12 protein-coding genes are annotated in these 21,404 nt (G+C 55.5%); 10 read left to right on the top strand and 2 right to left on the bottom strand.

Annotated features, from left to right (window positions below):
• Positions 1 to 2: 2 nt before the first annotated feature.
• The 8 genes from bcsQ to SOM82_RS19710 all read left to right on the top strand — a co-directional run bounded on the left by bcsQ (position 3) and on the right by SOM82_RS19710 (position 15,694).
• Positions 3 to 755 carry a cellulose biosynthesis protein BcsQ gene (gene bcsQ, locus SOM82_RS19745; RefSeq protein WP_320461027.1) on the top strand — a complete coding sequence of 251 codons (753 nt, stop codon included), beginning with the start codon at positions 3 to 5 and terminating at the stop codon, positions 753 to 755.
• The gene (gene bcsA, locus SOM82_RS19740; protein WP_154128197.1) at positions 752 to 3,370 is read left to right on the top strand and encodes a UDP-forming cellulose synthase catalytic subunit; all 2,619 of its coding nucleotides are present in this window, start codon (positions 752 to 754) and stop codon (positions 3,368 to 3,370) included. The genes bcsQ and bcsA overlap by 4 nt, the downstream gene beginning before the upstream one ends.
• Positions 3,371 to 3,380: 10 nt before the next feature.
• Positions 3,381 to 5,813, top strand: a complete 2,433-nt coding sequence (bcsB, locus tag SOM82_RS19735) for a cellulose biosynthesis cyclic di-GMP-binding regulatory protein BcsB (protein ID WP_320461026.1) — start codon at positions 3,381 to 3,383, stop codon at positions 5,811 to 5,813.
• 6 nt (positions 5,814 to 5,819) lie between these two features.
• Complete coding sequence (gene bcsZ / locus SOM82_RS19730; RefSeq protein ID WP_320461036.1) at positions 5,820 to 6,926, top strand: cellulose synthase complex periplasmic endoglucanase BcsZ; 1,107 nt, start codon at positions 5,820 to 5,822, stop codon at positions 6,924 to 6,926.
• Entirely contained in the window at positions 6,908 to 10,405 is a 3,498-nt protein-coding gene (gene bcsC, locus SOM82_RS19725) for a cellulose synthase complex outer membrane protein BcsC (RefSeq protein ID WP_320461025.1), read from the top strand. The genes bcsZ and bcsC overlap by 19 nt, the downstream gene beginning before the upstream one ends.
• Before the next feature lie 119 nt (positions 10,406 to 10,524).
• On the top strand, positions 10,525 to 12,510 hold the full coding sequence (gene hmsP, locus SOM82_RS19720) for a biofilm formation regulator HmsP (protein WP_320461024.1): 1,986 nt from the start codon (positions 10,525 to 10,527) through the stop codon (positions 12,508 to 12,510).
• 179 nt (positions 12,511 to 12,689) lie between these two features.
• A complete protein-coding gene (gene dctA, locus SOM82_RS19715; protein WP_154128189.1) occupies positions 12,690 to 13,976 on the top strand; it encodes a C4-dicarboxylate transporter DctC in 1,287 nt (428 codons plus the stop codon).
• Between the two features lie 224 nt (positions 13,977 to 14,200).
• On the top strand, positions 14,201 to 15,694 hold the full coding sequence (locus SOM82_RS19710) for a M16 family metallopeptidase (protein WP_320461023.1): 1,494 nt from the start codon (positions 14,201 to 14,203) through the stop codon (positions 15,692 to 15,694).
• Positions 15,695 to 15,782: 88 nt separating this feature from the next.
• On the opposite strand, the gene kdgK is transcribed toward SOM82_RS19710, so the two are convergent.
• On the bottom strand, positions 15,783 to 16,712 hold the full coding sequence (gene kdgK, locus SOM82_RS19705; protein ID WP_320461022.1) for a 2-dehydro-3-deoxygluconokinase: 930 nt from the start codon (positions 16,710 to 16,712) through the stop codon (positions 15,783 to 15,785).
• 232 nt (positions 16,713 to 16,944) lie between these two features.
• On the opposite strand from kdgK, the gene pdeH reads away from it, so the two are divergent.
• Entirely contained in the window at positions 16,945 to 17,718 is a 774-nt protein-coding gene (gene pdeH / locus SOM82_RS19700; protein ID WP_154128182.1) for a cyclic-guanylate-specific phosphodiesterase, read from the top strand.
• Between the two features lie 122 nt (positions 17,719 to 17,840).
• A complete protein-coding gene (locus tag SOM82_RS19695; protein WP_320461021.1) occupies positions 17,841 to 19,901 on the top strand; it encodes an AsmA family protein in 2,061 nt (686 codons plus the stop codon).
• A gap of 79 nt (positions 19,902 to 19,980) precedes the next feature.
• On the opposite strand, the gene SOM82_RS19690 is transcribed toward SOM82_RS19695, so the two are convergent.
• Entirely contained in the window at positions 19,981 to 21,303 is a 1,323-nt protein-coding gene (locus SOM82_RS19690; RefSeq protein ID WP_320461020.1) for an MFS transporter, read from the bottom strand.
• Between the last annotated feature and the right edge of the window lie 101 nt (positions 21,304 to 21,404).

Here is a 21,404-nt window from a genome sequence, read left to right as displayed (position 1 = left end):
TGATGGCCATACTAGGACTACAGGGCATCCGTGGCGGTGTTGGCACCACGTCAATAACAGCAGCGCTGGGATGGTCATTACAATTGCTCGGTGAATCGGTACTGGTGATAGATGCCTGTCCCGATAATTTGCTTCGCATGTCGTTCAACGTTGATTATGACTGCTCCGAAGGCTGGGCACGCGCGCTTCTCGATGGTCGGGACTGGCGTGATTCCGCGCAACGCTATACTTCGCAGCTCGATATTTTGCCCTTTGGTCAACTGACCGCCAGCGAACAGGAATCGCTGCATGTACGATTTGGTACGCTGGGCTATTTCGCGGATGCGCTGCAGTTATTGCAGGAAAAAAGCCATTACCAATGGATTTTGCTCGATCTGCCGAGCGGCTTTTCACCGCTCACCCGCCAGCTCATTGAACATTGCGATCACACTCTGACTATCGTTAACGCGGATGCCAACTGCCATATTCGCCTCCATCAACAGGCTTTGCCTGCCGGGGCGCATATTCTGATTAACGATTTACGTCTCAACAGTCAAATTCAGGACGACCTGTATCAGGTCTGGCTGCAAAGCCAGCGCCGGTTGCTGCCGATGGTGGTTCACCGCGATGAAGCGTTAGCCGAATGTCTGGCCTCTAAACAACCTCTGGGTGAATACCGCAGCGATTCGCTGGCGGCGGAGGAGATCCTCACGCTGGCGAACTGGTGCCTGCTGCACTACACCGGACGTCCGGAGCCTGCCGGGAGCCATCCATGAGCCGCCTTTCCACCTGGTTACTCATTCCGCCGGTAAACGCGCGCTTAAGCGAGCGATATCGCCATTATCGCCGTCACGGGGCATCTGCTTTTAGCGCCGCGCTGGGCTGTTTCTGGATGATCCTCGCGTGGATGTTTATTCCGCTCGAACACCCGCGCTGGCAGCGCATCCGCGCGCGCCATAGCGAACTCTATCCGCATCTGAATCCCGACCGACCCCGGCCTTTGGATCCCGCACGTTATGCTATTCAGGCGATATGGCTGATCGTTACCGCCGCTAAGCAGAAAAGAACAGAACCGCGCTGGCGCGGTTTTGGCCGTTTCAGGAATCTACGTGGCCGCTATCATCAATGGCTGGAAAATCTGCCCGGGCGGGTCAGCGATCAAACCAGTCACCTGGAATCTCATAAAGAGTTGGGCCATCTCCATCCGGGACTGCGGCGTTTTATTTTGGGAATCATTGTTGTTTTCTCGCTCATATTGGCACTGGTGTGTATTACCCAGCCGTTCAACCCACTGGCGCAGTTCATCTTCCTGATGCTGCTGTGGGGCGTCGCCCTGCTGGTGCGGCGTATTCCTGGGCGATTCTCCGCACTGATGCTGATTGTGCTGTCGTTAACCGTCTCCTGTCGGTATATCTGGTGGCGCTACACCTCTACGCTCAACTGGGATGATCCGGTGAGTCTGACCTGCGGCCTGATTCTGCTGTTCGCCGAAACCTATGCGTGGGTGGTGCTGGTACTGGGTTATTTCCAGGTGGTTTGGCCGCTCAACCGTCAGCCCGTTCCGCTGCCAAAAGACACCAGCCAGTGGCCGACGGTGGACATTTTCGTCCCGACCTACAACGAAGATTTGAGCGTGGTGAAAAACACCATTTATGCTTCGCTGGGCATCGACTGGCCAAAAGATAAGCTCAATATCTGGATTCTGGACGATGGCGGGCGCGAGGAGTTTCATCAGTTTGCCCAAAGCGTTGGGGTGAAATACATCGCGCGTACCACCCACGAACATGCGAAAGCAGGGAATATCAATAATGCGCTGAAGTATGCGACGGGTGAATTCGTCTCCATATTTGACTGTGACCATGTGCCTACCCGCTCTTTCCTGCAGATGACCATGGGCTGGTTCCTCAAAGAAAAACAGCTGGCGATGATGCAGACGCCGCACCACTTCTTCTCTCCGGATCCCTTCGAGCGCAATCTCGGGCGTTTTCGTAAAACGCCAAACGAAGGCACCCTGTTCTACGGGCTGGTGCAGGACGGAAATGACATGTGGGACGCCACCTTTTTCTGCGGCTCTTGCGCGGTCATCCGCCGTAAACCGCTGGATGAAATTGGCGGCATCGCGGTGGAAACGGTCACCGAAGATGCGCACACCTCTCTGCGACTACACCGTCGTGGATATACTTCGGCCTATATGCGCATTCCGCAGGCGGCTGGTCTGGCGACCGAGTCCTTATCGGCGCACATCGGTCAGCGTATTCGCTGGGCGCGCGGGATGGTTCAGATCTTCCGCCTCGACAACCCTTTGTTCGGTAAAGGGCTGAAAATGGCGCAGCGATTGTGTTATCTGAACGCGATGTTCCATTTCCTGTCCGGTATTCCGCGGCTGATCTTCCTGACGGCACCGCTGGCCTTCCTGTTGCTGCATGCGTACATCATCTTTGCCCCGGCGCTGATGATCGCGCTCTTCGTGTTGCCGCACATGATCCACGCCAGCCTGACCAACTCGAAGATTCAGGGCAAATATCGCCATTCGTTCTGGAGTGAAATCTACGAAACGGTGCTGGCCTGGTATATCGCACCGCCTACGCTGGTGGCGCTGATTAACCCGCATAAAGGCAAATTTAACGTCACCGCCAAAGGTGGGCTGGTGGAAGAAGAGTATGTCGATTGGGTCATCTCGCGTCCGTACATCTTCCTCGTGTTACTGAATATCTTTGGCGTGCTGGTGGGGATTTGGCGCTACTTCTACGGCCCGGAAGACGAAGTGTTGACCGTCTTCGTCAGCCTGGCGTGGGTGTTTTATAACCTGATTATTCTCGGCGGCGCGGTCGCCGTGTCGGTCGAAAGCAAGCAGGTTCGCCGGGCGCATCGCGTCGAAATATCCATGCCAGCCGCGATTGCGCGTGAGGATGGACATCTCTTCTCCTGTACCGTCCACGACTTCTCCGACGGTGGCCTGGGTATCAAGATCAACGGTCAGGCCAAAGTACTGGAAGGGCAAAAGGTGAAGTTACTGCTCAAACGAGGCCAGCAGGAATATGTCTTCCCGACGCAGGTTGTGCGCGTGTCGGGGGATGAAGTTGGGCTGCAGCTGATGCCGCTCACCAGGAAACAACATATTGATTTTGTGCAGTGTACGTTTGCCCGCGCGGATACGTGGGCGCTCTGGCAGGACAGCTTCCCGGAAGATAAACCACTGGAAAGTCTGCTGGATATTCTGAAGTTGGGGTTCCGTGGCTATCGCCACCTTGCAGAATTTGCTCCGCCGTCAGTGAAAATAATTTTCCGGTCACTTACCTCGCTGGTTTCCTGGATCGTATCGTTCATCCCTCGTCGTGCCGAGCGGGATGAGACGAAACAACAGCCGGACCCGGTTATGGCTCAACAATGATGATAACGCGATGAAAAGAAAACTTTCCTGGATGTGTGCTGTGGCGGTTGGGATGAGTGCGCTGCCCGCAATGATGGTTCAAGCCGCGCCTGAAAACACGGCTCAAACGCCTGCGCCAACGGTGCCTGTCGTCGCGCAAGCAACCGATCCGGTTGCCACCGCGGCGCCCACGCAAACCGAAAACGTGATGCCAAATCAGCCCACCGAGAGCAACACGCTTCCGGCGACACCGACAGGAGCACAAGCGGTCGGGCAGGTGATGCCGGGTGTGAAAGGGGCGAATGCCCCGATTGTTGCGGATGATGCCCCGTCACGTGATGTGAAATTGACCTTTGCGCAGATCGCTCCGCCTCCGGGGAGCATGATTCTGCGCGGGATCAACCCCAACGGCGGCGTCGAATTTGGTATGCGTAGCGATGAAGTAGTGTCGAACGCGATGCTGAACCTTGAATACACGCCATCGCCGTCATTGCTACCGGTACAGTCACAGCTGAAGGTCTATCTCAACGACGAGTTGATGGGCGTCCTGCCGGTGACCAAAGAGCAATTGGGCAAGAAAACCCTCGCGCAGGTGCCGATCAATCCGCTTTTCATCACCGACTTTAACCGCGTGCGTCTGGAATTTGTCGGCCACTATCGCGACGTATGTGAAAACCCGGCCAGCAGTACGCTGTGGATGGATGTCAGCCGTAGCTCCTCGCTGAGCATGACCTACCAGACGCTGGCGGTGAAAAACGACCTCTCTGCATTCCCGGTACCGTTCTTTGATCCGCGTGATGGCCGTGAGCTGAATCTGCCGATTGTGTTTGCCGGTTCGCCGGATATCGCGCAGCAGCAGGCGGCAACGATCGTCGCCTCCTGGTTTGGTTCGCGATCTGGCTGGCGTGGGCAGAGTTTCCCGGTTCTGTTCGATAAGCTGCCGGACAGAAACGCCATTGTCTTTGCCACCAACGAGAAGCGTCCTGCCTTCCTGCGCGACCACCCGGAGGTGAAAGGGCCGACCGTCGAAATGGTCAATCATCCGGATAAACCGTATGTGAAGCTGTTAGTGGTATTCGGTCGCGACGACAAAGATCTGGTGCAAGCGGCAAAAGGCATTGCGCTGGGGAATGTGTTGTTCCGTGGCAACAGCGTTGCCGTCGGAGAGGTGAAGCCATTACTGGCGCGTAAACCGTATGACGCGCCAAACTGGATCCGCACCGATCGTGCCGTCACCTTTGGTGAACTGAAAACCTATGAAGAGCAGCTTCAGTCCACGGGGCTTGAGCCGTCAGCCATCAATGTGCCGCTGAATCTGCCGCCGGATCTGTATCTGCTGCGCAGTAACGGGATCGATATCAACCTGAACTACCGCTATACCGCGCCGCCAACAAAAGACAGTTCGCGGATGGATATCAGCCTGAACAACCAGTTCCTGCAGTCCTTTGCCCTTACCAGCAGCCAGGACACTAACAAGCTGTTGCTGCGCCTGCCGGTCCTGCAGGGGTTACTGGACGGGAAAACCGACGTTTCTATTCCGGCGCTGAAACTGGGTGCGGTAAACCAGTTGCGCTTCGATTTCCAGTACATGAACCCGATGCCGGGCGGCTCGGTGGATAACTGTATTACCTTCCAGCCGGTGCAGAACCATGTGGTGATCGGTGACGATTCGACCATCGACTTCTCGAAGTATTACCACTTTATCGCCCTGCCGGATCTGCGCGCGTTTGCGAATGCCAGCTTCCCGTTCAGTCGTATGGCCGACCTGTCTGAAACGATTGTTGTGATGCCAAAAACACCTGATGAAGGCCAGGTGGCAACGCTGCTGGATGCCATGGCGTCCGTGGGATCGCAAACAGGCTTACCGGCTATTAACGTCACGTTAACGGACGATGGCAGCCAGATTCAGGGCAAAGACGCCGATATCATGGTGATTGGTAATATTCCCGATAAGCTGAAAGATGATAAACGCATCGATCTGCTGGTGAAGGCAACCGAGTCATGGGTTAACACGCCGCTGCGCCAGACCACTTTCCCGAGCATCATGCCGGATAAAGCGGATCGCGAACCCAGCGTACAAACCTCTATCAGCTCACAAGGCCCGATGGCTGCCATTGTCGGCTTCCAGTCTCCTTACAATGACCAGCGCAGCGTGATTGCTCTGCTGGCGGACAGCCCACGCGGCTACGAATTGCTGAATAACGCGATGAACGACAGCGGCAAACGCGCGGCGATGTTCGGGTCGGTATCCGTGATCCGTGAGTCTGGCGTCAACAGTCTGCGCGTCGGCGACGTTTACTACGTCGGTCATCTGCCGTGGTTCGAGCGCATGTGGTACGCGCTGGCAAACCATCCGGTTCTGCTGGCGGTGTTTGCGGCTATCAGCGTCGTGCTGCTGGCGTGGGTGATGTGGCGTTTGCTGCGAATTATCAGCCGTCGTCGCCTTGATTCGGATCATGAGTAACGGGTGATGAAAGTCTTTCGCTGGTGTGCGATGGCCACGCTGGTTCTGGCGGCAGTGAATGCCCGTGCCGCCTGTAACTGGCCAGCCTGGGAGCAGTTCAAACAGGGCTATATCAGTGAGGATGGACGCGTCATTGATCCCAGCGACGCGCGCAAAATCAGCACCTCTGAAGGGCAAAGTTATGCGTTGTTCTTTGCCCTTGCCGCCAACGATCGCAAGACGTTTGATCGGCTGTTGAACTGGACGAGCGATAACCTGGCTCAGGGTGATTTGGGTCAGCATCTGCCCGCCTGGCTGTGGGGGGAGAAGGACAAAGCGCGCTGGACGATTATCGACAGTAACTCGGCGTCCGATGCGGATATCTGGATTGCCTGGGCGCTGCTGGAGGCGGGACGGCTGTGGAAAGCGCCGCACTATACCGCCACCGGAAAAGCGCTGCTCAAACGCATCGGCAGTGAAGAAGTGGTCAAAGTGCCGGGTCTGGGCCTGATGCTCCTGCCCGGCAAAGTGGGTTTTGCGCAGACGAACGCCTGGCGTTTTAATCCCAGCTATCTTCCGCCGCAGCTGGCCAGTTATTTCACCCGCTTCGGTGCCCCGTGGACCACGCTGCGCGAAACCAATCTGCGCTTGCTGCTGGAGACCGCTCCGAAGGGGTTCTCACCTGACTGGGTGCAATATCAGAAAAATAAAGGCTGGCAACTAAAGCCAGAAAAACCGTTTGTCGGCAGTTACGATGCAATCCGTGTGTACCTCTGGGTGGGCATGATGCACGACCGGGACCCGCAGAAAGCCCGACTGCTGGCACGTTTTAAACCTATGGCGACGCAAACAACGAAAAAGGGCGTGCCGCCGGAGAAGGTGGATATCGCAAGCGGGAAATCCACGGGCGAGGGTCCGGTTGGTTTTTCCGCCTCGCTGCTGCCGTTTTTACAGGACCGCCATGCACAAGCGGTTCAACGCCAGCGTGTCGCCGATCGCTTCCCCGGTAACGACGCCTATTACAGCTACGTACTGACCCTTTTCGGACAAGGATGGGATCAGCATCGTTTTCGGTTCACCGCACAGGGTGAATTACTACCTGACTGGGGCCAGGAATGCGCAAGTTCTCATTAAGTTTACTCAGTTTATCCCTTGGATTGACGCTGATGCCGCTGGCGGAAGCCGCCAATTCCCCGCAGCAAAAACAGCTGCTGGAGCAGGTGCGCCTGGGCGAGGCGACCCAACGCGAAGATCTGGTTCGCCAGTCGCTTTATCGTCTTGAGCTGATCGACCCGAATAATCCGGATGTCGTTGCCGCGCGCTTCCGCTATCTGCTGCGGCAGGGTGATAACGCCGGGGCGCAAAAAGAGCTGGATCGCCTGAAAGGTCTGGCCCCCAGCTCCAGCGCTTATCAAGCCTCGCGCAACGCGATGCTGCTCTCAACGCCTGAAGGGCGTCAGTCGTTACAACAGGCGCGCCTGCTGGCCACAACCGGTCATACGCAGGAAGCGATCGACGCTTACGACAAAATTTTCGCAGGCGCTCCGCCAAACGATGCGCTGGCGACTGAATACTGGACCGTTGTCGCCAAAAATCCGGCTCGCCGCAATGAAGCGATCAATCAACTCAAAGGAATTAATGCGAACAACCCTGGCGATACGGCACTGCAAAACTCGCTGGCGCAACTGCTCTTTCAGAGCGGCCGCCGCGACGAGGGATTTACCGTGCTTCGCCAGATGGCCAAATCAAATGCCGGGCGCGATGCCGCCTCTGATATCTGGTATCAGCAAATCAAAGTCATGCCGGTGAGCAGCGCCAGTGTTCTGGCGCTTCAGGACTATCTGCAGGTGTTCAGCGCGGGCGATAACGTCACCGCCGCGCGCTCGCAGCTTGAAGGACAGCAAAAACAGCTGGCCGATCCCGCTTTCCGCGCGAAGGCCGAAGGGCTTGCCGCCGTGGAAGCAGGACAGGGCGGCAAAGCCGTGGCGGAACTGCAAAAAGCGGTTAGCGCAAACCATGCCGACAGCGAAGCCGTGGGTGCACTGGGACAAGCGTATTCGCAGCGCGGGGATCGCGCTCGCGCCGTGGCGCAATTTGAAAAAGCGATCGCCCTCGATCCGCAGAGCGACAATCTAGGTAAATGGGAAAGTTTGCTGAAGGTAAACCGCTACTGGCTGCTGATCCAGCAGGGCGATACGGCGCTAAAGGCCAATAATGTCGGCCAGGCGGAACGGTATTACCAGCAGGCGAGAAATATCGACAATACCGACAGCTACGCCGTGCTCGGATTAGGCGACGCCGCGGTGGCGCGCAAAGACAACGCGGCAGCGGAGCGTTTTTATCGCCAGGCGTTACGCATGGACAGCGACAACAGCAACGCGGTGCGCGGGCTGGCCAATATCTATCGCGCGGAATCGCCGGAAAAAGCCGACCAGTTTATCCGCTCACTTTCGGCCAGCCAGCGTCGCAGTATCGACGATATCGAGCGCAGCCTGACCAACGACAGATTATCCCGGCAGGCAGAACAGCTGGAGAACGAGGGCAAATTTGCCCAGGCGGCAGAAATTCAGCGACGCCGTCTGGCGCTCTCGCCGGGCGATGTGTGGATTACCTATCGCCTGTCGCGCGATCTCTACAGCGCCGGACAGCGCAGCCAGGCGGACACGTTGATGCGTCAACTGGCCAGCCAAAAACCCGACGATCCGGAACAGGTGTATGCCTACGGTTTATACCTCTCCGGCAACGCGCAGGATCGCGCCGCGCTCGCGCATTTGAATACCCTGCCGCGTGATAAGTGGAACAGTAATATTCAGGAGCTGGCCGACCGGTTACAAAGCGATCAGGTGCTGGAAACCGCCAGTCGCCTGCGCGATAGCGGTCAGGAACGTGAGGCCGAAACGCTGTTACGTCAGCAACCCGCCTCAACGCGCATCGACTTAACGCTGGCGGACTGGGCGCAACAGCGTGGAGATTATGCGTCGGCGAAGACTGCGTATAGCGCTGTTCTGCAACGTGAGCCGCAAAACGAAGATGCGATTCTGGGGCTTGCTGAAGTTTATATTTCTGAAGGTGACAAACAGGCTGCGCGGGCGCAACTGGCGAAACTGCCGGCCGGGCAGAGCGGAGAACCTCCGTCCATCAATATGCAGCGCCGCGTGGCGTTAGCGCAGGCGGAACTCGGCGATACCGCTGCTGCTCAGCAGACCTTTAGCCAACTGGTTCCGCAGGCTAAATCGCAGCCGCCATCTATGGATAGCGCGCTGGTGTTGCGCGATGCGGCAGGCTTCCAGGCGAAAAACGGTCAGCCGCAGCAGGCGCTGGAGACATATAAAGACGCGATGGTGTCATCAGGTGTCACGACCTCACGTCCGCAAGACAATGACAGCTTTACCCGCTTGACGCGCAATAATGAGCAAGACGACTGGCTGAAACGCGGCGTGCGCAGCGATGCTGCCGATCTTTACAAGCAGCAGGATGTGAACGTTACGCTACAGCATGACTACTGGGGCTCCAGCGGAACGGGCGGCTATTCCGATCTGAAAGCACATACCACCATGCTACACGTTGACGCGCCGCTGGCCGATGGCCGGATGTTCTTCCGCAGCGATATGGTGAATATGGACGCCGGGTCATTTGACACCAGCGGTGGTACTTACGATCCAAAATGGGGCACCTGTGCGTCAACGCCGTGTAGCGGCAACACCAGCCAGAAACAAAATGGCGCGAGTGTGGCGGTGGGCTGGCAAAATAAAACCTGGGAAATGGATCTCGGCACCACGCCAATGGGCTTTGATGTCGTCGATGTGGTCGGTGGTTTGAGCTACAGCAACGATCTCGGCCCGATTGGTTATACGCTGAATGCCCATCGTCGCCCGATCTCAAGTTCACTGCTGGCCTTTGCCGGACAAAAAGATCCGAATACCGGAACGACCTGGGGCGGCGTGCGAGCCACAGGCGGTGGAGTGAGCGTCAGTTACGATAAAGGCGAAGCAAACGGCGTCTGGTCGAGCCTGAACATGGACTCTTTACAGGGTAAAAACGTCGAGGATAACTGGCGTATCCGCTGGATGACCGGTTATTACTACAAACTTATCAATGACGATAATGAGCGCCTGACGGTTGGTCTGTCCAATATGGTCTGGCATTACGATAAAGATCTCAGCGCCTACTCGCTGGGACAGGGCGGCTATTATAGCCCGCAGGAGTATGTCTCCTTCGCGCTGCCGGTCACCTGGCGTAAACGCACCGAAAACTGGTCATGGGAGCTGGGAGGATCAGTCTCCTGGTCGCATTCCAAAACCAAAGACGGGATGCGTTATCCGATTCAGGGTCTGATTCCAGACGATCACTACGACGCGGATAATAATCTGATGTATTCCGACAAGCGGGAACCTGAGGAAGGCAGCAGTTCGTCCGGGACCGGTTATACCGCCAGAGCCATTATTGAGCGTCGTGTGACCTCGAACTGGTTTGTCGGGATGGGCGTCGATATTCAGGAGGCAAAAGACTATACCCCGAGCCATGCGCTGATTTATGTGCGCTACTCTGCGGCGGGATGGCAGGGTGATATGGATTTACCGCCACAACCGCTTATTCCTTATGCGGACTGGTAGCCGGAATTATCTTTAATCGGCCTGTTAGCCTCTCTTAAATTCGACGCAATCGGGTATACTCTGGCTGCAATAGGGTAACGTTTTGTTACCCTATGCTTCGGGTTTTGTGGAGAGTCAATTTGCGTGTCAGCCGTTCTTTAACGATCAAACAAATGGCGATGGTCTCTGCCGTCACTATGGTGTTTGTATTCATCTTTTGCGTCATTTTGCTGTTTCATTCTGTACAGCAGAATCGCTACAACACGGCTTCGCAACTGGAAAGTATTGCCCGATCGGTCCGTGAACCGCTTTCCGCCGCCATTCTAAAAGGGGATATCCCCGAAGCAGAGACCATCATCAAGCGCATTCAGCCAGCGGGCATCGTCAGTCGCGCCGATGTGGTCTTGCCGAATCAGTTCCAGGCCTTGCGGATGAGCTTTATCCCCGAGCGCCCGGTACCGATGATGATCATGCGGCTGTTTGAGCTGCCGGTGCAAATCTCGCTGCCGCTCTATTCGCTGGAACGGCCCGCTAACCCGCAGCCTTTGGCTTATCTGGTGCTACAGGCGGATGCCTATCGCATGCATAAGTTTGTGATGAGCTGGATATCAACGTTAGTAACCACTTACTTACTTTTAACGCTGATCCTCACTGTCGCGCTGACCTGGTGTATCAACCGGCTGATTGTTCATCCGTTGCGCAAAATTGCCCGTGAGCTGGATAATCTCTCGCCGCAGGACCAGGTGGGTCATCAACTGCCGCTACCGCGCCTGCATCATGACGATGAAATCGGCATGCTGGTGCGCAGCTACAACATTAATCAGCAACGTTTACTGCGCCATCATGATGAGCTGAACATCAATGCGACCCGCTTCCCGGTGTCGGAATTGCCGAATAAAGCCTTCCTGATGGCTCTGCTGGAACAAACCGTCGCACGGCAGCAAACCACCGCGCTGATGGTCGTAGCCTGTGAAACGCTGCAGGATACCGCTGGCGTGCTGAAAGAGAGCCAGCGCGAAATGCTGCTGTTAACGCTGGTGGAAAAAATGAAATCGGTACTGGCCCCGCGCATGGTATTGACTCAGGTGAGCGGCTACGATTTTGTGATTCTTGCGCACGGCGTCAAAGAGCCGTGGCATGCCATCACATTAGGTCAGCAAGTACTTACTGTTATTAATGAGCGCCTGCCGGTTCAGGGGATTCAGCTGCGCCCGAGCGCCAGCATCGGCCTGGCGATGTATTACGGCGATCTGACGGCGGAGCAGCTTTATCGACGCGCTTTCTCGGCCGCGTTCACGGCCCGGCGTAAAGGTAAAAATCAGATTCAGTTCTTCGAACCGCAGGAGATGGAAAAGGCGCAGCAGCGCCTGACCGAAGAGAGCGATATTCTCTCCGCGCTGGACAACAATCAGTTTGCTATCTGGCTACAGCCGCAGGTTAACCTGGTCACGGGCGAAGTGAAAAGCGCTGAAGCCCTGTTACGCATTCAGCAGCCGGATGGTTCCTGGGAGCTGCCCGAGGGGCTGATCGACCGGATTGAAAATTGTGGCCTGATGGTCACCGTGGGGTATTGGGTGCTGGAAGAGGCATGTCGCCAGCTCTCTGCCTGGCAGGAGCGCGGAATAGACATGCCGCTGTCGGTGAATCTCTCCGCCCTGCAGCTGATGCATCCGACGATGGTGTCGGAGATGCTGGAGCTGATCAATCGCTATCGCATCAAGCCGGACACGCTCATTCTTGAAGTGACGGAAAGCCGTCGCATTGACGATCCGAACGAGGCGGTGGCGATTCTGAAACCGCTGCGCAACGCCGGTATCCGTATCGCGCTGGATGATTTTGGCATGGGATACGCGGGTTTGCGTCAACTCCAGCATATGAAAACGCTGCCGGTGGATGTCCTGAAGATCGATAAAACCTTTGTCGACGGCTTGCCTGACGACAGCAGCATGGTTGAGGCGATTATTCAGATGGCGCGCAGCCTTGATCTGCACATCATTGCCGAAGGAGTTGAAACCGAAGCGCAGCGCGACTGGCTGGCGCAGGCCGGTGTCGAAAGTGGTCAGGGTTTCTTATTTGCGCGCGCCGTTCCCGCCGAAGAGTTCGAAAGACGCTACCTCAACGACTAAATTCTGGCGTAATACGTTAACTTTGTTGCTGGCTTTTACGAGTCAGCTCAAAGTTTTTAACATTTATGTTTCATATTTGATCTAAGTTCATTTCTGTCCTGTTTTTCGGGTGTTATTTTAAAGCCGCAGGTGAGTCTTACCCATAAAAAGCCTGTGGTTTTTCTTCCCAAGGACACCCTATGAAAACCTCACTCTTTAAAAGTCTCTACTTTCAGGTTCTGACCGCGATCGCCGTTGGTATCCTGCTTGGCCATTTCTACCCTGAACTGGGCGCTCAAATGAAACCGCTTGGCGATGCCTTCGTTAAGCTCATCAAAATGATTATCGCGCCTGTCATTTTCTGTACCGTCGTGACCGGTATCGCTGGCATGGAAAGCATGAAGGCGGTGGGTCGTACCGGTGCCGTTGCGCTGCTCTATTTTGAAGTGGTCAGTACCCTTGCGCTCATTATCGGCCTGATTATCGTCAACGTAGTGCAACCCGGCGCAGGCATGAACGTCGATCCTTCCACGCTGGATGCGAAAGCGGTTGCCGTTTACGCCGAGCAGGCGAAGGACCAGGGCATTGTCGCCTTCCTGCTGGATGTGATTCCTGGCAGCGTGATAGGCGCCTTCGCCAGCGGGAACATCCTGCAGGTGCTCCTGTTCGCCGTGCTGTTCGGCTTTGCGCTGCATCGCCTGGGCAGTAAAGGTCAGCTGATTTTCAACGTTATCGAAAGTTTCTCGCAGGTTATTTTCGGCATTATCAATATGATCATGCGTCTGGCACCCATCGGTGCGTTCGGCGCGATGGCGTTCACGATTGGTAAATATGGCGTGGGTACGCTGGTTCAGCTCGGTCAGCTGATCATCTGTTTCTACATCACCTGTATTCTGTTTGTGGTGGTGGTCCTGGGCAGTATCGCGCGCGCCACGGGCTTCAGTATTTTCAAATTTATCCGCTATATCCGCGAAGAGCTGCTGATTGTGCTGGGGACGTCGTCCTCTGAATCGGCACTGCCGCGCATGCTCGATAAGATGGAAAAACTCGGCTGCCGTAAGTCCGTCGTGGGGTTGGTGATCCCGACCGGCTACTCGTTTAACCTCGACGGAACGTCGATTTACCTGACGATGGCCGCCGTCTTTATCGCCCAGGCGACCAACAGCCATATGGATATCTTCCATCAAATCACCCTGCTGGTGGTGCTGTTGCTCTCTTCTAAAGGTGCGGCAGGCGTAACGGGCAGCGGCTTTATCGTTCTGGCGGCCACCATTTCGGCGGTGGGGCATCTGCCGGTAGCCGGTCTGGCGCTGATTCTGGGTATTGACCGTTTTATGTCTGAAGCGCGTGCGCTGACTAACCTGATCGGCAACGGCGTGGCGACGGTGGTAGTGGCTAAATGGGTGAAAGAGTTGGACCATAAAAAGCTCGACGACACGTTGAATAACCGTGTGCCAGAAAGCAAAACCCAGGGTTTATCCTCGTAAATTCAGCACTTATTCCCGCCTGCCCTTGTCGGAGGGCGGGCTCCTGCGGATAATATCTCCTCATACCTGTCATACTTCGATAAGATTTTTTTCGGGTATATTTGACTTCATGCCGTGACGTTTAGCTGAACACGCGGTCTAATCGAAGAGTTTGAACGTTATCTTCAGAGTGCTCCATGTCGTGAGACACTCTTTTTAACCAGGAATGTTGATCAGGGGTTTACATGCAGGGCACAAAAATTCGACTCTTAACCGGCGGTTTGCTGATGATGGCAGCAGCCAGTTATGTGCAGGCAGAAACTCTCCAGCCCGATCCGGCATGGCAACAAGGCACTCTGGCAAATGGTTTTCAGTGGCAAGTGCTGGCGACACCACAACGCCCCCGCGATCGTATTGAGATCCGTCTTTCTGTTAACACCGGCTCGCTGACTGAAAACACGCAGCAGAGCGGGCTTAGCCATTTTATTCCTCGACTGGCGCTGACCCAAAGCGGCAGTTTGCAAGCCGTGCAGGTGCGTTCATTGTGGCAGCAGGGTATTGACCCAAAACGTCCACTTCCGCCTGCCGTCGTCTCTTACGACTACACCATGTTTAACCTTAGCCTGCCGAATAACCGTAACGATCTGCTGAAAGAAGCGCTGATCTGGCTTGGCGATACGGCGGGCAACGTGGCGATGACGCCGGATACTGTCAACTACGCCCTGAGCAACAGCGAGATGGTTGCCACCTGGCCTGCTGATACCAAAGAAGGCTGGTGGCGCTATCGCCTGAAAGGCTCCACGCTGTTGGCACACGACCCGGCAGAGCCTGTCAAACAACCGGTTGATATCGAACAGGTTAAATCCTTCTATCAAAAATGGTACACCCCGGATGCAATGACGCTGATCGTGGTGGGTAACGTCGATAGCCGCGCTGTCATTGAACAGATCGGTAAAACCTTTGGTGAGCTGAAAGGCAAACGAGACGTTCCTGCGCCAGTGCCTACGCTGTCGCCGCTGCGCGCCGAAGCGGTGAGCATTATGACCGACACCGTTCGTCAGGATCGCCTGGCGCTGATGTGGGATACGCCGTGGCAACCGATTCGTGAGTCTGACGCGCTGTTGCGCTACTGGCGTGCAGACTTAGCGCGTGAAGCGCTGTTCTGGCACGTTCAGCAGACGCTGAGCAAAAATAACGCGAAGGATATCGGCATTGGCTTTGACTGCCGCGTGCTGTTCCAGCGGGCGCAGTGTGCGATCAACGTTGAATCGCCTGGCGATAAGCTTGATGCCAATTTAGGTCTGGTGGCCAAAGAGTTGGCCAAAGTGCGAAAAGACGGGCTGACAGAAGAGGAATTCAACGCGCTGGTCGCGCAAAAGAATCTTGAGCTGCAAAAGCTGTTTGCCACCTACGCGCGTACCGACACAGATGTTCTGATCAGCCAGCGTATTCGCTCTTTGCAAAATCAGGTTGTGGATATCGCGCCTGAACAGTATCAGAAGCTGCGTCAGGACTTCCTTAACAGCCTGACCGTCGACATGATCAATCAGGATTTGCGTCAGCAGTTGTCTCAGGAAATGGCTCTGGTTCTGATGCAGCCGAAAGGCGAGCCGGAATACAACATGAAAGAGCTTCAGGCCACGTGGGATAGCATCATGACGAAGGAAGGGCAGGTCGCTCAGCCAGCGGCTGATGATTTACATCAGGATGCGTCAGATATTCCGCAAGGACAGCAATGACGTCAGGGGCGGGCTGATGCCTTAACCCCGGAGGGGAGAGATACACGTAAAAAAGCCCGGTCGCGTAACGCTCACCGGGCTTTTTCTTTTAATCAGGCATCGCTTCGCGCGGAATAATTGCGCCGCGATACTGAATCACCGTGCTGGCCGTCAGATGTCCGCGTTTTGCGGCGTCTTCTGGCGTACCGCCCGTCAGGCGCACCGCCAGATACCCGGCGCTGAACGAATCACCCGCCGCAGTGGTATCCACCACTTTCTCTTTCGCTAATTTTATCGCAGGTACGTCGACAACCGCTTCACCGGTGACGGCAACCAGGCAAGAGTCGGCGCCGCGCTTGATCACCACTTCTGTTACACCGGCTTTCTGAGTGCGCTCGATCACCTCTTCTACCGGTTTCTCGCCCCACAGTGCGTCTTCGTCATCGAGGGTTAAGAACGCGATATCGGTGCAGTGCAGCATTTGCTGATAAACCTGCTGCGTCTCTTCGCGGCTGGCCCACAGGCGCGGACGATAGTTATTATCGAAAATCACCTTTCCACCGTTCGCGCGGCATTCATGCAGCAGGGAGAACAGTTTTTCACGGCTGTCGGCGCTTAAAATCGCCAGGCTGATCCCACTCAGATAGAGATAATCATAGGTCGCTAGCGTTTCGCAAATGGTCGCAGAATCTTCGCTTTCCAGCCAGAATTTGGCGGCAGCTTCGTTGCGCCAGTAGTAGAACGTACGCTCGCCGGTGCTGTCGGTTTCGATGTAGTACAACCCCGGCAGGCGGTTTTCCATGCGCTGAATCAGCGAGGTGTCCACATTTTCATTCTGCCAGGCTTCCAGCATCTGCTGGCTGAAACTGTCGGTCCCTAACGCGGTCACATAATTGACGGCCAGCGCTTCAGGCGCCACCTGACGTGCAATGTAAACCGAGGTGTTTAACGTATCGCCACCAAAGCCGCGGTGAACATCCGCCCCTTTTTGTGACAGCTCAATCATGCATTCGCCAATCACGGCAATTTTTTTAGACATTGTCATAAACCTGAACAGATAAATTAATGGAAGTGTGCGCTGTGAGGTATTTATGGTCAACTATATTAAAACACCGTTCCATATTTTTTTTTGAGCCAGCGCGTGTTCCAGAAAGATTCTGTCATCTTAATTTCATTTTCCCCACCAACTGGACATAAAGTTCTCAATTCCAGGGCCGATAACCTTTTGACGAGTCCAGACAGGTCATCTCATTTTCAACAGGGCATCTGAAATGAAGTCAGAGCAGGTTATCCAGCGGCTAAGCACCACTCCGGAAGCAAGTATTGAAAGCTTGCAGGAGCATCGCTATTGGCTGCAATGTGAGCGTGCTTATACTTATCAGCCTATTTACCGCACTGACGGCAGGCTTATGGCGATTGAAATTTTAACCGTCGTAACGCATCCGTCGAATCCGACACAGCGTATTGCCCCGGACCGTTATTTTGCGGAAGTGAGCGTGCGTCAGCGTCTGGATGTGCTGGAAGAGCAACTCGACATGCTCGCGACCAGGCAGGCCTTTTTCGTTCGCCATGACATTCTGGCCTCGGTAAACGTGGATGGCCCGACCCTGATTGCCTTGCGCCAGAATCCCGCGCTGCAAAAGCTCGTCGCCTCACTCCCGTGGATGCGCTTTGAACTGGTGGAGCACGTTCGTCTGCCGCAAGATTCGTCGTTTGCTTCGATGTGCGAGTTTGGCCCCCTGTGGCTGGATGATTTCGGCACGGGCATGGCGAACTTCTCCGCGTTAAGCGAAGTGCGCTATGACTACATCAAAGTGGCGCGCGATCTGTTTATCATGCTGCGTCAGACCCCGGAAGGTCGCAATTTATTTACCCTGCTCCTGCAACTGATGAACCGCTATTGTCAGGGTGTGATTGTGGAAGGCGTGGAAACACTGGAAGAGTGGCGCGATGTGCAAAACTCCCCGGCGGCGGCGGCTCAAGGATATTTTCTCTCCCGCCCGGTGCCCATGGATACCCTCGATAACGTCATTATCAAGTTGTAAAGCCTGCTGTTTCCCGGAATAGCGCCTGGAGCAAATGCGCTATTCCCGGAAGCAGCCCGCCCCCTTTCTTTATGCCTGAGCTATATTCATGAAAGGCAAGGTAATAAAAAAAGGGGACAGTAATGACCAAAACAGCCAGGATTATTACCTGGGTAGCAGGGATCTTCTTGTTGTTGATTGTGCTGGCAATCATCATTATTGCGACGTTCGACTGGAACCGTCTCAAACCGACCATCAACCAGAAAGTCTCAACTGAACTGAATCGACCCTTCGCCATTCGCGGCGATCTGGGCGTCGTCTGGGAGCGTCAGAAAGACGAAACCGGCTGGCGCAGCTGGGTTCCCTGGCCGCATGTTCATGCCAACGACATTATTCTCGGCAATCCCCCGGATATTCCGGCAGTCACCATGGTTCATCTGCCGCGCGTCGAAGCGACGCTGGCCCCTCTGGTGCTGCTGACGAAGACCGTTTATCTTCCGTGGATCAAACTGCAACAGCCTGATGCACGGCTGATCCGTCTGTCAGAAAAGAACAACAACTGGACGTTTGATCTCGCAGATAACGGCGAAAAAGATCCCAATGCGCAGCCGTCTGCGTGGTCTTTCCGCCTCGATAATATTCTTTTCGATCGCGGGCGGATCGCCATTGATGACAAGGTCAGCAAGGCGGATATCGAGATCCTGGTCGATCCGCTGGGCAAGCCGCTGCCCTTCAGTGAAGTCACCGGCACCAAAGGAAAGGACGATAAAACTCGCGTGGGCGATTACGTCTTTGGCCTGAAGGCGAAGGGGCGCTACAACGATCAGCCGTTAAGCGGGACCGGTAAAATTGGCGGCGTACTGGCGCTGCGTAGCGAGGGAACGCCGTTCCCGGTACAGGCCGATTTCCGCTCCGGTAACACGCGCGTGGCGTTTGTCGGTACGGTCAACGATCCGATGAAAATGGGCGGCGTAGACCTGCAACTGAAATTCTCCGGCGACTCGCTGGGAGAGCTTTATGACCTGACCGGCGTGCTGCTGCCGGATACACCGCCGTTTGAAACTGACGGGCGGCTGGTGGCAAAAATAGACACCGAAAAATCGTCCGTTTTCGATTATCGCAACTTTAATGGTCGCATCGGCGACAGTGATATCCACGGCTCGCTCGCCTACACCACCGGCAAGCCGCGACCGAAACTGGAAGGCGACGTTGAGTCTCGTCAGCTGCGTCTGGCCGATCTCGGGCCATTAATTGGCGTCGATTCGGGAAAAGGCGCGCAGCAGGCGAAACGTTCTGAACAGAAAAAAGGTGAAAAAGACCTTCAGCCAGCGGGCAAAGTGTTGCCTTACGACCGCTTCGAAACCGATAAGTGGGATGTGATGGATGCCGATGTCCGGTTTAAAGGGCGTAAAATCGAACACGGCAGCACCTTGCCAATCAGCGACCTTTCGACCCATATCATCCTGAAAAACGCCGATCTGCGTTTGCAGCCGCTGAAATTCGGGCTGGCTGGTGGGACGATCTCGTCCAATATTCACCTCGAAGGCGATAAAAAACCGATGCAGGGGCGGGCGGATATCCAGGCACGTCGGCTGAAGCTAAAAGAGCTGATGCCCAACGTCGAGTTGATGCAGAAAACCCTCGGTGAAATGAACGGTGATGCGGATATTCGTGGTGTGGGCAACTCCGTTGCCGCGTTGCTCGGTAGCAGTAACGGCAATCTGAAGCTGTTGATGAATGACGGGCTTGTGAGCCGCAACCTGATGGAAATTCTGGGATTGAACGTCGGTAACTTTATTATCGGCCAGATTTTTGGCGACGATGAGGTTCGCGTGAATTGCGCAGCGGCAAACCTGGATCTGGTCAACGGTGTGGCCCGTCCGCAGATTTTTGCCTTTGATACTGAAAACGCGGTGATAAACGTGACAGGTACGGCGAGTATGGCTTCTGAACAGCTCGATTTAACCATCGATCCCGAGAGTAAAGGGTTCAGAATCATTACGCTGCGTTCACCACTTTACGTGCGCGGTTCATTCAAAAATCCGCAGGCGGGTGTGAAAGCCGGGCCGTTGATTGCCCGTGGTGCAGTTGCTGCGGCGCTGGCAACGCTTGTCACGCCTGCAGCAGCTCTGCTGGCGCTGATCTCTCCGTCGGAAGGCGATGCCAATCAGTGTCGGACGATACTGTCGCAGATGAAGAAGTAATTAATGCACTGTCAGTTGCCCTCTCCAACTGGGAGAGGGGGCAGACACTAAAAACGGCAACCAGGTTGCCATTTTGCTTTTATAAGGACTGATGACGGGTTTCGTGAGTCAGCAGCAGCGCGATCAGCGTCAGTGCCGCCATCGCCGCCAGATAGACACCGACATAGAACAAGCCATAGTTGGCCTGTAACCAGGTCGCAATATACGGCGCAACCGACGCCCCCAGAATAGAAGAGACGTTATAGGAGAACGATGCACCGGTATAACGCACTTCCGTCGGGAACAGCTCCGGCAGCAGCGCGCCCATCGGGCCAAAGGTCAAACCCATCAGGCTCAAACCAATCAGCAAGTAAGCCATCACCAGCGCCGGACTGCCGGACCCCAGCAGCGGCGGGAAGACGAACAGGGCGAACAGGATGATCAGCGAGGTAATCACGATCATGCTGGAGCGACGACCGAATTTATCCGCCAGCAGACCTGCAATGGGGACCATCACGCCAAACCCAATCACCGCCATCATCAGCATCCACAGCACTTCATTACGCGGCAGACCCAGGCCAACCGGCGCAGCAGCGGTGCTGAAGGTCATGGAATAGACCGTCATAATATAAAACAGCGTATAGGTCGCCAGCATGATGAACGTGCCGAGTACCGTCACGCGAACGTGTTTGGTCAGCAGCGTACCTAGCGGGATTTTCACCTGTTTTTTAGCCGCCGCCACTTTCGCAAAGACCGGCGTCTCATGCAGCGAAACGCGCACGTACAGGCCAATCAGTACCAGCACGGCAGAAAAAATAAACGGTATGCGCCAGCCCCAGCTCATAAACTGCTCGTCGGTCAGCAGCCAGGAGAGCAGCAGGAAAGTCCCGTTCGCAAAGAAGAAGCCAATCGGCGCGCCCAGTTGCGGGAAAGAGCCGTACAGCGCACGTTTACGCGGCGGGGCGTTTTCCGTCGCCAGCAGCGCCGCGCCGCCCCATTCACCGCCAAGCCCCAGGCCCTGACCAAAACGCGCCAGCGCCAGCAGTACCGGAGCCAGAATACCAATCGTTTCATAGGTCGGCAGCAGGCCGATCGCCACGGTGGAAATCCCCATCGTCAGCAGCGATGCCACGAGCGTGACTTTACGGCCCACGCGGTCGCCAAAGTGTCCGAAGACTGCCGAACCAATCGGGCGGGCGATAAAGGCGATAGCGAACGTTGCCAGCGATTGCAGCGTGGCAGCCGTCGGATCGCCCTGCGGGAAGAAAATATGCGGAAAGACGATGACCGCGGCGGTGGCGTAAATATAGAAATCGAAGAACTCGATGGCGGTGCCAATCAGTGAGGCAACGACGACTTTGTTACGCGAGTTAACCGGCGTGCTTTCCGGTTCTGAATCGAGAGTTGTGGCTGTGGCTTGCATAAAATTTTCTTATTTTTGGACCGACGAAAGGTCATATTACGCATAGCAAAAGCGACATTTCAATCTGTAACAAATGCACGGAGTGGTGATAAAAGCGGCAA

Origin of the sequence: Lelliottia sp. CFBP8978 (assembly GCF_034046055.2) — a bacterium.
Lineage (GTDB): Bacteria > Pseudomonadota > Gammaproteobacteria > Enterobacterales > Enterobacteriaceae > Enterobacter.
The sequence above is the reverse complement of the archived record's forward strand: the minus strand, read 5'-3'. Positions and strand labels throughout refer to the sequence as shown.

Bases quoted from the DNA above. Each gene is read 5' to 3' on its own strand.
- SOM82_RS19695 (WP_320461021.1), top strand. From the start codon at position 17,841: ATGACCAAAACAGCCAGGATTATTACCTGGGTAGCAGGGATCTTCTTG.
- bcsQ (WP_320461027.1), top strand. From the start codon at position 3: ATGGCCATACTAGGACTACAGGGCATCCGTGGCGGTGTTGGCACCACG.
- bcsC (WP_320461025.1), top strand. From the start codon at position 6,908: ATGCGCAAGTTCTCATTAAGTTTACTCAGTTTATCCCTTGGATTGACG.
- bcsB (WP_320461026.1), top strand. From the start codon at position 3,381: ATGAAAAGAAAACTTTCCTGGATGTGTGCTGTGGCGGTTGGGATGAGT.
- bcsZ (WP_320461036.1), top strand. From the start codon at position 5,820: ATGAAAGTCTTTCGCTGGTGTGCGATGGCCACGCTGGTTCTGGCGGCA.
- dctA (WP_154128189.1), top strand. From the start codon at position 12,690: ATGAAAACCTCACTCTTTAAAAGTCTCTACTTTCAGGTTCTGACCGCG.
- kdgK (WP_320461022.1), bottom strand. From the start codon at position 16,712: ATGTCTAAAAAAATTGCCGTGATTGGCGAATGCATGATTGAGCTGTCA.
- pdeH (WP_154128182.1), top strand. From the start codon at position 16,945: ATGAAGTCAGAGCAGGTTATCCAGCGGCTAAGCACCACTCCGGAAGCA.
- SOM82_RS19690 (WP_320461020.1), bottom strand. From the start codon at position 21,303: ATGCAAGCCACAGCCACAACTCTCGATTCAGAACCGGAAAGCACGCCG.
- bcsA (WP_154128197.1), top strand. From the start codon at position 752: ATGAGCCGCCTTTCCACCTGGTTACTCATTCCGCCGGTAAACGCGCGC.
- SOM82_RS19710 (WP_320461023.1), top strand. From the start codon at position 14,201: ATGCAGGGCACAAAAATTCGACTCTTAACCGGCGGTTTGCTGATGATG.